The organism is Paucisalibacillus algeriensis, assembly GCF_000577245.1.
In the GTDB taxonomy this organism is placed as follows: domain Bacteria; phylum Bacillota; class Bacilli; order Bacillales; family Amphibacillaceae; genus Ornithinibacillus.
The window spans coordinates 165,814-182,954 of record NZ_CBYO010000007.1 but is presented as its reverse complement, the minus strand read 5'-3'; the positions used below and the strand labels follow the sequence as shown (position 1 = coordinate 182,954).

The 17,141-nt window shown below is 30.0% G+C and carries 12 protein-coding genes; 10 read left to right on the top strand and 2 right to left on the bottom strand.

Annotated features, from left to right (window positions below):
* Window positions 1-133: 133 nt before the first annotated feature.
* Window positions 134-553, bottom strand: a complete 420-nt coding sequence (gene tagD / locus TY11_RS05470; RefSeq protein WP_042143723.1) for a glycerol-3-phosphate cytidylyltransferase — start codon at window positions 551-553, stop codon at window positions 134-136.
* Window positions 554-1,227: 674 nt separating this feature from the next.
* Window positions 1,228-2,220, bottom strand: a complete 993-nt coding sequence (locus TY11_RS05465) for an LCP family protein (protein WP_042143721.1) — start codon at window positions 2,218-2,220, stop codon at window positions 1,228-1,230.
* Between the two features lie 502 nt (window positions 2,221-2,722).
* Between TY11_RS05465 and TY11_RS05460 the strand changes: the two genes are divergently transcribed.
* From TY11_RS05460 to TY11_RS05415, 10 genes are all read left to right on the top strand, one after another.
* Window positions 2,723-3,376, top strand: a complete 654-nt coding sequence (locus TY11_RS05460; RefSeq protein WP_197025060.1) for a response regulator — start codon at window positions 2,723-2,725, stop codon at window positions 3,374-3,376.
* Between the two features lie 187 nt (window positions 3,377-3,563).
* Window positions 3,564-4,124, top strand: a complete 561-nt coding sequence (locus TY11_RS05455) for a LuxR C-terminal-related transcriptional regulator (protein ID WP_042143717.1) — start codon at window positions 3,564-3,566, stop codon at window positions 4,122-4,124.
* Between the two features lie 43 nt (window positions 4,125-4,167).
* Complete coding sequence (locus TY11_RS05450) at window positions 4,168-5,352, top strand: glycosyltransferase family 4 protein (RefSeq protein ID WP_042143715.1); 1,185 nt, start codon at window positions 4,168-4,170, stop codon at window positions 5,350-5,352.
* A 31-nt stretch (window positions 5,353-5,383) separates the two neighbouring features.
* Window positions 5,384-6,670 (top strand): glycosyltransferase, encoded by a 1,287-nt coding sequence (locus TY11_RS05445; RefSeq protein ID WP_042143713.1) that lies wholly within the window; start codon window positions 5,384-5,386, stop codon window positions 6,668-6,670.
* Between the two features lies 1 nt (window position 6,671).
* Window positions 6,672-6,986, top strand: coding sequence for a hypothetical protein (locus tag TY11_RS05440; protein WP_042143711.1), 315 nt, complete (start codon window positions 6,672-6,674; stop codon window positions 6,984-6,986).
* Window positions 6,986-9,139 (top strand): CgeB family protein, encoded by a 2,154-nt coding sequence (locus TY11_RS05435; RefSeq protein WP_042143708.1) that lies wholly within the window; start codon window positions 6,986-6,988, stop codon window positions 9,137-9,139. The genes TY11_RS05440 and TY11_RS05435 overlap by 1 nt, the downstream gene beginning before the upstream one ends.
* 12 nt (window positions 9,140-9,151) lie before the next feature.
* Entirely contained in the window at window positions 9,152-11,296 is a 2,145-nt protein-coding gene (locus TY11_RS05430; RefSeq protein ID WP_052345752.1) for a glycosyltransferase, read from the top strand.
* 37 nt (window positions 11,297-11,333) lie between these two features.
* The gene (locus tag TY11_RS19810; RefSeq protein WP_052345751.1) at window positions 11,334-15,035 is read left to right on the top strand and encodes a heparinase II/III domain-containing protein; all 3,702 of its coding nucleotides are present in this window, start codon (window positions 11,334-11,336) and stop codon (window positions 15,033-15,035) included.
* Window positions 15,036-15,056: 21 nt separating this feature from the next.
* Window positions 15,057-16,334: a nucleotide sugar dehydrogenase gene (locus tag TY11_RS05420; RefSeq protein WP_042143705.1), complete on the top strand. Its 1,278-nt coding sequence runs from the start codon at window positions 15,057-15,059 to the stop codon at window positions 16,332-16,334.
* Window positions 16,331-17,134, top strand: coding sequence for an ABC transporter permease (locus TY11_RS05415; RefSeq protein ID WP_042143703.1), 804 nt, complete (start codon window positions 16,331-16,333; stop codon window positions 17,132-17,134). Before TY11_RS05420 ends, TY11_RS05415 begins: the two co-directional genes overlap by 4 nt.
* Window positions 17,135-17,141 lie beyond the last annotated feature (7 nt).

Genomic DNA, 17,141 nt, shown 5'->3' with positions numbered 1-17,141 from the left:
CCTTTAATATCTAAATGTGTTGTAATACTCTCATAATGAAAATTCAACCTTTATTTTACTACTAAATAGTCCATTCGTACATAACAAAATATAGGAAATTGAAAAGTCCTATTATATTAGACGTATTCTAAAATTAAAGGTTTCGTTCTTCACTATTTTTAACAAATGAAGTGGAGATATCTGTTTTAATTATTGAAGTAGAGATACCCTGGGTTCTTGGCAAATAGATGACTTCACAATAATCACTTAAGAAATCAAATTTCCCTTCCCAGTCATCCCCCATTACAAATAAATCAATTTCATGTTCTTTTAAATCTGTAATTTTTTGATCCCATGAATGCTCAGGAATAACTTTATCTACATAACGAATAGATTCCAATATCATTTTTCGATCATGAAAAGGGTGATAAGCTTTCTTGTTCTTAATGGCATTGAAATCATCAGTAGATATGCCAACAATTAAGTAATCACCTAATTCCTTTGCGCGACGTAAAAGATTGATATGCCCGATGTGGATTAGATCATAAGTCCCGTAAGTTAGCACTCTTTTCATCATTTCACCCCAGATTACGGATATATGCTATTCTAACATACATAGAGACTGCTAACCACCAAGGTTCAACAAGATATTACAATGTTTATGTTTATAAATACAGCATATGTCCATTACATAGAGTAGAATGGCCTTATACTTATATTTAAATTTATACAAGGAGGGAAAGTCCCTGTGGTATTTAGTAACTAAGTATTTTTATTTACAAACTACTAATTGCAAGTTTACTATTTTATACATGTTCTCCATTTATTTTCGCATTAACATAAGAGGATAAAGAAGTATCACCTGAAAAAAATCCAGTTCTTGCATTCTCAGAGTAATTTCCCATTCCTTCAAAAAATACTGCGAAAGGCCAAATATATTTGCTTATGGAACTTCTCGTTTTCCTAATGATTATTCAAATATAGTTCAAGTTGATGTTACTGACAAAACTGCATTAATAACGGTAATCAGAGAATAAAATCCCACTCCCAGATAATTTTAGTAGTTAGGAAAGTATAAGAACTTTTCGCCGACATAAGAAACTCCGAAAGTGCTCGTAGTATTGAAAGATTAATCAACTGAGCATTACTCCTCGCAAAGCTGTATGAAGTCGATTTAAGAAGTCTCTCCTGGAGTATCGCAAGCAGCTGACTCGCTTAAGGACGAGTGAATGCGAGCTTTTCTAAGATTCATTCTATGATACTAATCTTATTCTTAGTCGGCCCATTACTTAAGTGGTTTAATTCTAGATGGTTTTGTAACTCTTCTTGAATTTGTATTCTACTATCTTCCTCTACTTGATAATACCAGGCACCATCATCATAATCCCCAACTCCATCAAAGTTCACCGTTTCAATAGTTAAATCATGCGATAATCCATACGACTGAAATTTCGTCAATTCATCAAAGGTTAAGTTTGTGCTCATGTTATTTCCTATTGCTTCGATAACTTTATCTAATTTAGGAATAGAAGATAGTGATAAAGCCTTATTAGCTATGGTCTTAACAATTTCCTGCTGACGTTTTCCACGTGCAACATCTGTATCATATTTTCTAGTTCGTGCAAGAGCTAGTGCTTCTTCTCCATTTAACTGTTGATTCCCAGGATATAAGTGAATGGAATTCTTCTTATCCATTGAGTTGGACTCAACTATTTCATATGGCACTTCATATTCAATACCACCAAGTGCATCCACCACTTCAATAAATCCATTAAAATTCATTCTTACGTAGTAATCTACAGGAATATGAAGAAATTGCTCCACTGTTTCCATTGTTGCTTCAGGCCCACCATAAAAATGAGCGTGGTTAATTTTGGTATAGGTATTCATAACGGGTACATAAACATATGTATCACGAGGGATGGTAAGTAGCTTAATGGAATCATCTTTCTTATTAAAAGTAGCTAAAAGAATTGCATCAGTCCGACTCTTCTCACCGTATCCCCTGAACTCACTTGTGTCTACTCCGAGAAATAAAACGGAAACATTATGAATATCTGGATCCACTTTTTCATCTCTAAGATTAGATTGCTTTCGATTTATTCCTTCATATGATCCCTCAACAATGTTATGTGTTTTTTGATAAAGATATATTCCATAACCAACTATTATTAATAAAAGTAAAATAATGCTAATAATACTATAGATTACCCATTTTTTGCTGCGTTTCGCTTTAGCCATATAAAAACTCCAATTAGATTTTTAGTGTGAAGGGTACAGTATTGGTTTCTCCGAAAAAGCTTTAGTGTATACATTAGATGCATGTAATGGGGTTAGAATAGTAGTTAATGTATTAGAGGATGAATGATTTATTGACTTATCCAAGTAAATTTTAATTAATGTTTAAAATAAAATAATAATAGGAACTAATGTGAAACGTTAATTCCTATTATTAGGTAATAAAAGTTTATTATTATAAATAAACCTCAAAATGTAAGAGATTACTTATACGTCAAAAACTATAAATATGAGAAGTTATTGTAAATATTAGTCTAATGATATGTTATTTATTATTACAATTTGCTATACTGTAATTACTATTATTAGACAATAATTTACAAAATTCTAAATTAGTGACACCTATATAATCCATCTATATATGGCTATTGTTGCACTGGAATCAAGATGTTACAGATGAGATTGATAAATACTAAGAATGATTAATATGAAGGGGTTGAAGTTCTTGATTACGGTATTAGTCGTGGACCCTTTAAGATTGTACCGGGAAGGGATTCGAACGCTAATCAATACAGAACCAGACATGAAAGTAGTAGAAGCAGTTAAAAACGGAGAACTGGCCATTGAAAGGGTAGTTTCTGTTAAACCAGATGTGGTCGTAATGGATGTTGAAATGCCTGGTTTAGATGCAATTAAGACTTGTAGCCAAATTAGAGATATTAGTCCAGAAACAAGTGTTATTTATCTTACACAAAACAATGATATTGATATTATCTATAGGGGTATTGTTAACGGAGCAGATGGTTTTTTGTCTAAAGAATTATTTCCTGATATGTTATGTCAAGCTATCCGCGATGCCTCCAGGGGACAAAATGTTATTTCTGGAGAAATTGCCAAAATAATCGTAAATCATATTAGAAAATTATCAATGAGTGAGAGCCAAATACTGGAAAAACGGCTAGAGCATAAGGGGATTTATCTCACCAAGCGGGAGATGGATATTGTTCAATTAATATTAAGAAGGTATACCAATAATCAGATTTCTAAATACCTCCATTTAACTGAGGGTACTGTAAAAAATTACATTAGTAATATCTATTTGAAAATAGGTATTAACCATCGTAATAAAGTGATAACATTCTTAGAAGACTTGCTATAAAGAAAACAAAGTTCGACTATTTCTTACAAACATATGACTTTTATTTTGCTAAGTCACTAAAAACATGACTAGGTATCTAGTACCATAGTTATAAGTTAAGAAAAGTAGGACCAAAATAATACGGCCTATGAAGAGGAAGTCTTTTATCATGCGAATTTGTTTACTGTAACAAAGCAAGTTTTTTCTATTGCTAGAAGAAAAATTAAAAAAGCACACTTATGTGAAGATTGTAACAAATTTACCAGCAGATTTATCTTTGTTGGATGATTCAGACATGACACAAGAAGATATGGTTAGTATACTTAGAGTCCTGAAATCAGAAAAAGTAATTCTTATTACTGAGAGTTATAATAAATTAGATATTTTTCCTCTAATTGATGCAGGAGTATGTAGTATTATTCCTAAAAGTAAGCAATTCTTAGATAGTTCACTTGAAATAATTGAAAGAATTCAACACAAGGAGTTCTTTTTACCAAGCGAGGTACTAAAGGATATTATTGAGAAGGTAATTCAATTGAAACGTGTTGAATATGACCAATTGTGCAATAAGATTCAACGAGAATGGGATTTAACTCTAAAACAAGCTGAAGTAGCCTCCCTTATGAAACTTGGACACACAAATAAAGAGATTGCCAATATACTTGGAATGTCTGAAGGTAGTGTGAAGGTGCATGTAAGTCAAATATATTCTAAACTAAAAGTGAATGAACGATATATTGTTATGGAGAAGCTTATTGAATTGTGTTAGTATAAGGAATTATTTGGATAATGGTTGTAGAAAGAGGGCTCTTATGAAGAAAATATTAATGATTTCCCAAAATTTTTATCCGGAGATTGGTAGTGCTGGAAATCGCATGAAAAGTATTTATGTACTATTAAAAAATCTTGGCTATGATATAAAAGTCCTTACAACAGAGCCTACTTATCCAAATAGAAAGTTCTATGAAAATGGAAATCTTTGGGATGACGAAGAACTTAATCAAGATCCTGATATATATCGGATTAATGTGAAAAATAAAAAGTATTCTAGAAGCTTATTAAACCGCCTATTTTACTATCTTGAAGTAGCTATTAAAATGTTTGTTTATATACTGAGAAACAAGGGTGAGTTTAGTACAGTTATAACTACATCACCGCCCATATTTATAGCGATAGTTGGTTTGTTTGCTAAAAAGTATTATAAGGCCGAATTAATATTAGATATTCGTGATTTGTGGCCAGAGTCCTTAAAGGGTGTAGGAGTTTTTAACAGTCCTTTCATTATAAAGATTTTTAAAAAGATAGAGAAAATAATGTACGAGACAGCAAATGAGATAATTGTTAATAGTAGGGGATTTATAGAGTATATTGTCTCAAGGCATTCAGCTAGTAGTACCAAGATAACATATATTCCCAATGGAGCTAGAAAAGATGAAATCACCTCTAATAATGTAGAAACATTTAAGGTGATTTATGCAGGAAATATTGGATTAGCCCAGGATGACTTAGTTTTAAAAAAATTAGCTAAAGAGCTTAATGAAAGAAAGACTGAACTAACTATTATAGGGTATGGATTAAAAAAAGATAGTTTCATAGAGTATTGTAAGGAAAATAATCTAGTAAATGTTTCATTCTTGAGCCCAACTACAAGAGAAGAATGTCTTAAAATAATCTCTACACATCAGGTTGGTGTAGTTTCGTTAGAAGATAAAGAAGTATTTAAAACAGTGCTACCAGGAAAAATCATTGATTATATGACATGCGGAGTACCAATCGTTGGCTCCGTTTCCGGAATCGCCAAAGAAGTTATACTATCCGAACAAGTCGGGTTTGTGTCAGAGGATAATAATGTGAAAGAAATGATCTATTATATTGATACAATAAAAAACAATCCGTTACTCCGACAAGAAATGAGTCAAAATGGAAATTTGTATGTCCAAAGAGATTTCTTATGGGAATCTAATATAGATTCTTTAGTAAATATTCTTGAAGGTTAGGTAATTGTAATGCTAGATAGGGTGGTACGTAATGACTAAAAATGTATGCATGTTTGTGTGGAATCATTTTACCAATGATGCACGTGTATTGAGAGAGTGTACTGCACTTTCAGAGAATGGATATAATGTGGATCTAATTTGTATTCACGATCCAAATGATAAAGATTTATCAAAATATGAAGTAAGAAATGATAACTTTCGTGTGATTAGAGTTAGAAGATACCCAGTATTACTTGAATTGATGCAAAAATCTTACAGAAAGCTGATGCAAAATAAATTAATCGGTTTACTTGGATTTGTACTCTGGTTAGCCGCAATGTATTTTAGCCCAATATTAATTGGAATCATAACATTATTCGCTTTAATTCTCCTAAAAACAAAAGCAAAAGTTGTCTGGGTTAGAGGAACTATTATAGCTCGGATGATAGCCAGAGGTTTCCAAAAAAAATATGATTTCTATCATTCAAATGATTTAAATACTTTACCTCAAGGATATATCTGCTCAAAACTCCGCTTTAAAAAGAAGAAACTTATTTATGATTCACATGAAGTTCAAACTAGTCGAACTGGTTATGATAGTGGAGCTTATGGGAAATCCGAAAAGTTCTTTATTAATAAAATTGATACTATGATTGTAGAAAACCATACAAGGGCGAAATACAACGAGGAACTGTATGGCTTTTATCCCAATGTTGTTCATAATTATCCGTTTAAACAAGATGAAAATAATGTCCAGAAGGCACCTCTACATGACATACTTGGTTTACCAAAAGATGAGAAAATTTTACTCTATCAAGGTGGTATTCAAGCTGGAAGAGGATTGGAAAAGTTGATTCAAGCTGCACCCCTATTTAAGGAAGGAACACTAGTTTTTATTGGTGATGGGAGAATTAAGCAGGAGCTATTTAATATGGTGGATGAAATGAATCTTCATGAAAAAGTGAAATTCCTTCCTAAAGTTCCGGTAGAAGAGCTTCCTAGCTATACAAAGAATGCGTATTTAGGATTTCAAGTTTTAAATAATACGAATTTCAATCATTACTCGGCATCATCGAATAAACTATTTGAGTATATGATGAGTGGTGTTCCAGTAGTTGCTTGTAGTTTTCCGGAGATTAAGAGAGTCGTTGAGGAAGAGCAGGTTGGAGTTTGTGTGGATTCGCATGATCATGAGTCTATTGCAGAAGGTGTAAACCTTCTACTCTCCAATAAAGAAAAATATAATCTAATGAAATCGAATTGTAAAAAGGCAAGTGAAAATTATAATTGGGAAATTGAAAAGAAATTATTTTTTTCAATCTATGAAAAGGTGATGTAACTTGAGTGGAAATAAAAGTAATGAAATTAATGGCGATTATAAGAAGTTAGAAAAAGACTTTATTTTATTCAAAGAAAGAACTTATGACTTATTAGAAGAATATAAAGTTATACTAGAGTTATTGGAGAAAGAAAGAATTATTACGAATAAGCTTGAAAAAGGTATAAAGAGTATTCAAAATAAAAAAAACAAGATAGAAAAAGAGTTGGCTATAGTTAACAGAAAATATAATGCTTTGAGTAAATCAAAACTAGGAAAGATTACAGTTAGATATTGGCAATATCTCGCTAAAAAAAGAATTGGAGGGCAAAGATAATGAATAACATCAAGGAATTCAAAAAAGAAATATTAACCTTCCAAAAAGAAATACTAAATGATTTAAAACCTTATGTTGTTGGCAATGATGACTTTTTACAAGCAGAAAATTGGTATACAAATTCTAATAATGTTTTTCTATATAACCAAAAGGGCAAATTATATATAGCAGGAGAAAATGCAAAAAGAGATTATATTTCTTTCCGAGAAAAAAATAATAGTTTTAGTTTATTACCTAAAAATGAAATAAGAGTACTACCTGATGAAACTTTGCGCATTGAAGTTCAAGGAAATACTTTCGGAAAAATCAGTATCGATATGTTTATTGTTGAATATTCTTCAAATGAAAAAATTAATTCATATATTGTTCATTTAAACAAGGCAACTGAAATCATAACTTCAAGACATGCGAATGCACTCAGGTTTGCATTTAAAGTTTCAGGCATTGGGTTAGCTAATATTTATAATATAAAGCTAGAAAGAAAAAAGGAATTTAACAAAGACTATGATTTTCTTAAGACTAACAAGAAAAATCCGCCTGTAAAATTAAAAAATATTTCAGATTTGAAAATGGCATGTATCTTTGACGAATTTACAACTACTTGCTATCAAGAAGAAGTAAACTTAATAAATTTTACTCCTAATAATTGGAAAGAAATACTTATAAAAAATCAGCCTGATGTTTTAATGGTTGAATCAGCTTGGAAAGGGAACCAAGGGTCATGGGAATATAAAATTGCTAAATACAATAATGGTGATAAAGAGCCAATTTCAGAGTTAGTAGATTGGTGTAAAAGGCAAGGTATTCCTACAATATTCTGGAATAAAGAAGACCCAATTCATTTTGAAAAATTTATTGATTCTGCTAGATTATTTGATTATATCTTTACTACAGATGCCAATATGATTAGCAAGTATCAAGAAATGGCAGGACATAAGAATGTTTACGCATTACCATTCTCTGCTCAACCAAAACTGCATAATCCTATAAAAATAGCAGATTCACGTATTAATAAAATATCTTTCGCAGGGTCATATTATGCTAATAGACATGAAGACAGAAAGAGGGATATGGATGATATGTTAGACCTGGCTGCAGCCAAAGGTTTGGACATATATGATAGAAATTATGAGAAAAACCTTATCCTTAAAAAATCGGATTTTAGATTTCCTGAGCGATTTACAAATAATATAAAAGGAAGCTTGGAATACGATGAAATTGAGAAGGCATATAAGGGCTATAAAGTAATGCTAAATGTAAACAGTGTTAAGAATTCTCCAACAATGTTTTCAAGAAGAGTTTTCGAGGGTTTAGCTTCTGGAACTCCTATAGTAAGTAGTTATTCTGATGGTGTTAAGAATCTTTTTAATGATATTGTGCTTGTTTCTGAGAATAAAGAAGAACTTAAAAGAAATTTAGATAAATTAATGAATGATGACCTGTTTTATAATGAAAAATCCTTGGAAGGTATTCGGGAAGTATTTTTAAATCATACGTACCAAAATCGAATAAGATTCATACTTGAAAAAGTCGGAATTAGTGTTGAGTATTCAATTCCATCAGTTACAGTATTAGCTATTGCTAATTCGAAAAAACAGGTTGAATATTTAGTTGAGAGATTTAATTTACAGTCATGGAGAGAAAAAAAATTAATCATACTGCTCAATAATTTTAATGGGTATATCGAAGTGATGAATAAATATAACAGTGCTCATATTTCATCTTTTGTTCTAAGTTATATGAACCATTATAAGAGAGTTTCGGAAATTATAGACTCAGAGTTTATAGCATTCTTTAACTCTAAGGATTATTACGGGGAAAATTATCTTATGGATTTAATGATAGCAACAAAATATAGTAGATCAGCTATTATTGGTAAAAGTACTATTTTTGAATTTGAAAAAAAGCTTGTATCTAAAAACCCAGGGCATGAATACGAATTTGTTAATGACTTGACAATTACTCGTTCTATAGTAAACAAGAAGGTTTTTCATGGTGTCGATTTAGAAAAAGTAATAAAAAAACTTAAACATGCTGGTAGTTTAAACGAATTCTTCAAAAAAGGTCATCAGCTGTTGAGTATTGACAAATTTAACTATATACAATCTGGTCAAGAGATTAGTAATAAGTACAAGGAAATTATTGAACTATAGTAGGTGATAATTATGTGTAAGAAATTGAAAGTATTATTATATGGAGATGTTGATTTAAATTTCTTGGATGGATCAGCTGTATGGCTAACTTCCATAGCAAATACTCTTAACTACGATCAAAATATTAATGTAGACTTACTATTAAAAGCGAAAATAAAAAATAAAAATTTGGTTTCTGAGATTGAAGATTTAGATCAGATAAATATAATTGATACTTATAATCAATTTAGAAAGAAAAAGTTTAATAATGGGAACCGAATGAATACTACAGAAGCAGTTCAATTAATGGAGGAACTACATTCGGAAAATAATTATGATTGTATTATTATAAGGGGTTTTGAACTAGTAAAGAGTATTCTTAAATCACCTAGCTTAGTTCGTATAACAATCCCTTATATTACCGATTTTACTCATGATGAAAATATAATTACTGATAGGGAAGCAAAATTATTAAACTCAATTTATCAACATTTCCCACAAATATTTGTACAAACTCCTCAGATGGGAGAAGCCTTTAAAAAGGTTGCAAATGTAAATGGTGAAAAGCTGAATCTACTACTTCCCATGATTCCAGATTACAATGAAGTACCTGAATTTAAAAATAGAAATAGTAGTTTGGTTTATTCCGGGAAATTTGCGCAAGATTGGTATACCGAAGAAATTATTGATGCTTATAAAAAAATTAAGAAACAAGATACTAATATTAAATTAAATATTGCTGGCGATAAATTCCAAGGTGAGTTAATTGCGCGTAAAAAAGATATCATTATCACTTTAAAAGGTGAGAGTGGTATTAATTGGGTTGGTGGGGTTTCTCGGAAGGCTTCGTTAGAATTCATTGAATCGTCTGATATAGGTGTTTCTTGGCGGAGTAAAGCTATTGATAATAACAATAGTGTTGAACTATCTACTAAACTACTGGAATATGGACGATTAGGTAAACCAATACTTCTTAGAAGAACAATAATGCACGAAGAATTGCTTGGAAAAGAATACCCTTTATTTGTTGATACAGAAGAAGAATTTATAAGTAAGTCGATAGAAGTCTTAAATAATCGTAAGTTATATAGAAAATCTGCAAAATCAGTTTATGAAAGTTGTAAAAAGTTTACTTTTTATGAAGCATATAAAAGACTAAAGCCTGTGTTATGGAGTTTTTATACTAGGAAAACGAATATAGTCTTTGTTGGACATGATTTGAAATTTATTAATACGGCAATAGAATTTTTTGAAGGTAATTCAGATTTTGAAGTCAAGATAGATAAATGGAAGGGTCATAATAAGCATGATGAAGAATATTCGAAAAAGTGCCTTGAATGGGCTGATATTATATTCTGTGAGTGGGGTCTTGGAAATGCTGTTTGGTACTCAAATAATAAAAGAAAAGGCCAGAAACTAATAGTAAGAATGCATGCGCAGGAGAGATTAACAGACTATCCAAGCAAATTTAATCTGGCTAATATTGATAAAATAATAGCAATTTCTCCGTTTATATTTGAAGAATTTTTTAGATTATGTAAAATACCACGCGAAAAAATGACTATGATCTTTAATATGGTAGATACTACAAAATTTGACAAACCTAAATATAAAGATGAAAATATAATGTTTAACTTGGGTATATGTGGTATTCTTCCTAAAAGTAAACGAATTGATAAGGTTTTAGATATATTTGAAAGGCTTTGGGAGAAAGATAATAGATACAAATTATATATAAAGAGTAAATTACCAAAAGATTTACCTTGGCTTATGAATCGAGAAGAAGAGAAAGAATTCTTTGAAAAAGTTTTTGATAGAATTGAAAGTGCATCATGGAAGAAGAATGTTATTTTCGATAAACATGGTAACGATGTTGAAGAATGGCTAAAAAAGATTGGTTTTGTTTTATCCACTAGTGATTTTGAAAGTTTTCATTTAGCGCCGATGGAAGGTATGGCTTCTGGAAGTATACCAGTTGTTTTAAAATGGCCAGGTTCTGAAACTATTTATCCGGATGAATTTTTATTTAATTCGAAAGAAGATATAGTGGAATTTATTTATAAAAATGGTAAGTCAAATATGTATAAAGATAATAATAAATTAAAAGAATTACCAAAACATTCCTTTGATAAACATATTATTTTTAAAAAAATACTTCATCTAATAACAAGTTTATAAAATAAATTATTAGACGCTGAATTATGAGGTGGCTACGGTGGAATTAGTGAAACATTTGGGTCAAGGAAATAAATGGTTTTTCCCTAAGTCAAATAAAATTAAAGTTATTAATCAAGATACCTTCTTAGTTATGTCAGATAATGGTAATGGATATTTAATATATGGGGATAATAATGGGTTTGAAAATCCACCGAGGTCTTCAGCGGATACACTTAAAATTGAAGAAGGCATATACAGTATATTAATTAGAGGTAGTAAAGATGAAACAGTTGATATTCAATTATACCTTTTACTGTACGATAAAAACTTATTAAGCAAAAAGATAAAATTGGAACTTAATGAAGAGAAGTCTATACAACTAACTTCACCAAAATTATATAAACTTGCTTTTAAAGTAGAGGGAAATGGAAAACTTGAAATTAATAATATATTACTAACTTCTAAATCTAGAAAAAAGAAAGAAAATAGTAATCTTACATTAAATCGAGATTTGTATAATAATTTTATTAACGTATTGCCTAGAAATCATACTAATAATTACCAGGAAAGTGTAGATAAGCTTAGTCGTGGTAATACCTTTACTCTGAGGAACTTTGGTGAGGTTACTTATTTGGAAAATGTTGAATGGTTGAATGAACAGGGGAAGGGTAGAGGATTTCTCAGATTATTAAACGGCTTTGTTTGGTTGGGTGACTTCACGGAGTATCTAAAAAACAATAAAGATACTACTTTAATTAATAAGTCTTTAAGCTTAATTTTTGATTGGTACAGTAAAAATCCTTACCTAGGCCCCAGGAAAAACATGGGGTGGCACGATGAGACTACGGCTGTAAGATTATTAAATTTGGTTAGTTTCGTTTTTGTCATTGAAAAACATATTAATAAGATAGAGTTTGAGAAACTTTGTACAATCATTAATGAGCATGTATTAGTATTAGAAAGTACGGAATTTTATGCGGGTAATAATAATCATGGTATGTTCCAGAGTTTTGCATTATTAACTTATGCTTATTTACTCGGTAACCAAGATTCTGAACTTATTGAAATTGCTAAAGGTAGATTAATAAAATATTTTAACTATATCATATCAAGTGAAGGTGTCCATAAGGAACATACTCCAGTGTATCATTATATTATTGCTGCAAATTTAAAAAAGTATAGTGAAATATTTATGAATATAGACAAGGAATTTGGTTTGTTTTTAAATCAAAAGTATAAAATTACTTTACCTTTTTCCTATCATATTATTAAACCAAATGGATATTTTCCTCAAATAGGAGATAATGAAAATAAATCACCAACTGATATGGGTTATATTAACTTATATGAAGATGACTATTATAAGTATGCTATTACAAAAGGGGAAAAAGGAATACCCCCAATGAATGACTCTGTTGTTTTTAAAGATAGTGGATATGCTATTTTTAGGGATAAATGGAGTGAAAAGGATAAGGCGACTTATCTTCTTTTCAATGCTGCTTACCATACAGATTATCATAAGCATAGTGATGATTTAAGTTTCATATTGTACTCAGAGGGTGATATCTTTATTGATTCTGGACCATATGGATATGAGTATAAAGATAGATTTACTCAATATGGATATTCCTCACAATCGCACAATACTTTGATTGTAGATAATACTAGTTTACCTAGAGTTGACAATAAATATGATAGAACAAAAATTATGGGATTTTGTTTAACAGAGTCCTACTCTGAAGTAACAGGGATAAATAAGCGTTATTCAGATGTAGTACATCAGAGAACAGTTCGTTATGATAAGAACCAAGTAATTAAAGTTATAGATAGTGTAATTTCAGATAAGAGTCATAAATATGATCTTCACTTTCACTTAGCAGAAGATATTGTTCCGTTAATATATGATAATATTATTTTTCTTTATAGAAATGATCTTTTAATTGGAAAAATGGAATTTACAAGTTCCAATGAGCTTAATACAAGCATTGTAAAAGGTATTGAGGATCAAAAGAATATTTTAGGTTGGCATTTTGAACAATTCCGATATAAAAAGAAAGTTCCAACAATTATTATCAATTCCACAACTAATAGTTTGGAAGTGGAAACAAAAATAACGTTATATACTAAAGAATTTTTGAAAAGAAGTACAAGTTTTATTCCTTATTATGAGAATGAACCGAATAGTAAACAATTTGATATATGTATTAATTACTCTAATAAGATGATTAAAGAATCTTTGTATACTCCTAGCAGAGGAAGGAAACCTATACAAATTAATTTTCAAAATTACAATTGGAATAACTACCCAATTAATGAAAATAGCTATAAATTTAGAATTCATACAATTGAAGGATTAGAACATTTAGCAAAAGCTTTTAGAGCAACTAATCAGACTTTATATCTAAATAAAGGTATTGAAATATTTAAAAGTTGGTTTAATAATAACTCATTTTTGTACTATCCTGAAAATAGTTGGAGTTATTATGATCAAGGTACAGCGTTAAGGGTATTATATTTACTTGAATTTTTATCAGAATATGAAAAGGTATGTAAAACTGATGAAAATTTAAATAGAATATTATATAAATTCTTCGTTGAACATAAGTCGATACTTGAAACTAGTAAATTCTATAAGTTTAATAATAATCATGGAATGTTCCAAGATGTTGCTTTGATATCAATTATATTAAAATACCCTAATCTTGATGACAGTAAAATGACTTCCCTTAATTTAGGAATTAACCGTTTATTTAAACAAATTAGAAACACTATAAGTAGTGATGGTATTCATAAAGAACACTCACCTGAATACCAGTTACAAATATATAACTTCTTATATAAGGTGATGAGATGGTTGAGTGACAATGGTATTAAAATTGAACATGATATTATCGAAAGAATTGAAAAAATGCCTCTATTCTTTGCTTACATGTTAAAACCTAATCGAACATTACCCTTATTTGGAGATACTACAGCTAATAAAATCGAGCTGGAGTCTATTGAAAATTATAAAGAAACTCCCGAGTTATTATTTATTTTTAATAAAGAATCAGGTCATCCTCCTAAATTAAATATGGTATCGAATGAAGCTGGATACTTTGTTTTTAGAAATACATTGCAAAAAGAAAAGCAAATTTATATGGCTGGAATTGTGAATTTTAATTCTAAAGTACACAAACATCCCGATAATTTAAGCTTTGAGTTATATGCTTATGGTAAGGATATAATTGTCGATTCGGGTAAATATTCTTATAGTAGAAGTGAAGAAAGAAGTTATATGTTATCAAATCTAGCTCACAACACTTTATTAGTTAACAATAAAGATATGATATTGGATGAATCTAACATTGGTAAAAGTAAAATCCTTTATTTTAATGAATGGGAAGATGGAGCAGATATTACTATTAGTAATTGCTGTTTTAATAATGTAAATCATACTAGGAAAATAAACTTTAATAATAATGGAGAAATAATACTTTTGGATGAAATTAATAGTGAGGATAGTAACGACTACAGTCTGTTATTCCACCTTTCACCGGAATTTACAATCAAAAAGATAGATAAAAATACTATATGGTTAAATAGTGAAGATAATATTGAAGTTGTTATCTCTCAAGAGGCTAACAATAATGCCCTAGTAGTAGAAGATTCTATTTATTCCAGAAAAAGTTATGAAGTTGAAAATAATCAATTAGTTAGATTCAATGTTACTGCAAAAAATTATATATATAAAACTATTATTAAAATCAGCAAGGACTAAAAAAATTTGGAGGTATGTAAAATGAAAGTAACTACAATAGGATTAGGATATATAGGATTACCAACTTCAATTATGTTCGCAAAGCATAATGTTGAGGTAGTAGGGGTGGATGTTGTATCTTCAGTAGTAGAGTCATTGAATTCAGGACAGATACACATTGAAGAACCTGGTTTACAAGAAGCTTTAGAAGAAGTAATTCAAAAAGGAACTTTTAGAGCATCCCTAACCCCTGAAAAAGCAGATGCATTTATTATCTCAGTACCAACACCAAATAATAATGATGAGCATAAATCAATGAATCCATCATATGTAGTTAGTGCATTGAATTCTATCATTCCTTATTTAGAAAAAGGGAATGTTGTAATTGTAGAATCAACAATCGCTCCAAGAACAACAGAAGATATTGTTAAACCAATTTTAGAAGAAGTTGGGTTTGTTATTGGAAAAGACATATATTTAGTTCATTGTCCCGAACGAGTTTTACCAGGTCAAATTATGCATGAATTAATTCATAACAACCGTATTGTTGGCGGGGTTACACCAGAATGTACAGAATCCGGGGCAATGGTTTACAGTACTTTTGTACAAGGGGAAATTATTAAAACTGACGCAAAAACTGCAGAAATGTCTAAGTTAATGGAAAATACTTTTAGAGACGTAAATATTGCTTTAGCAAATGAACTAACTAAAGTATGTATTGAGTTAGATATTAACGCTTTAGATGTAATTGAAATGGCAAATAAACACCCAAGAGTAAACCTGCATACACCCGGACCGGGTGTTGGTGGTCATTGTTTAGCAGTTGACCCGTATTTTATTATTGCAAAAGCACCAAAATCAGCACAACTTATTAGTCTATCAAGATCAATTAATACTTCCATGCCTTATTATGTTATTGAAAATGTTAACGCTCTAATGAGACAAATAGATGGCAAAATAGTAACTTTATTCGGACTAGCATATAAAGGAAATGTAGATGATATTCGTGAAAGTCCAGCAATGGAAATCTATGAATTACTGAAATTACAGGGTAATTATGAGATAAGGGCATTTGACCCACATGTAAACAAAGATTTTGTAGAAGCGAATATGGAGGATGCAATAAAAGATTCTGATTTAGTGGTTGTACTTACTGACCATAATGAATTCAAAGATATTGATTTTATGAAGTTTAAAACTATGAGAAATGCTAGAATCCTTGATACGAAAAACGTCGTTTCAAGTACGTCAGAAGAGATTCAATATATCAACTTTGGAAATCTTAATCAGTTTATTAAAAAAGAGAAAGTATTGGTATGATTTATATATTTTCTATATTAAAAGAACAGTTCACACATGTAGGCTTGATTTTTCGCCTAGCGCTATATGACATTAAAAGTAAATATCAAATGCATTATTTAGGTGTTTTGTGGCAACTATTTAATCCACTAGTTCAAGTAGGTGTATACTGGTTTGTATTTGGTATAGGTTTAAGGAATGGTGCACCTATTGGGAATACTCCTTATATTGTGTACTTACTATTAGGTTTAGTACCGTGGTTTTTTGTTAGTCCGACAATAGTTCAAGGATCTAATAGTATTTATAGTAAGGTTAACCTAGTATCTAAAATGAAGTTCCCTGTAAGTATATTACCATCGATTACTATTATCTCTAATGCGTTTAACTTTGTTGTTATGCTAATAATATTGGTAATTATTTTGGTGCTTTATGATATTAATTCAGGTGTTTATTTATTGCAACTTCCTTATTACATGTTTTGTTTGCTTATGTTTGTATTTGCATTTACTTTACTTTCTTCTACTGTATCAGTATTAATACGCGATTTTCAGTTATTAATCCAATCTTTAATGAAAATGTTATTCTTCTTAACTCCTATATTTTGGAGTTTGGATTCTTTCCCAAAAGAATTCCAAAGAATCATAGAACTAAATCCCTTTACCTATTTGATTAATGGTTTTAGAGACACATTTTTGGGAACTGGATGGTTTTATAAAGATTTGGTCTATATGTTTTATTTTTGGTCATTTACATTAGTATTATTATTTATTGGATCTATTCTTCATAATAATTTTAAAAATAAATTTGTTGATTACTTGTAAGTTGGAG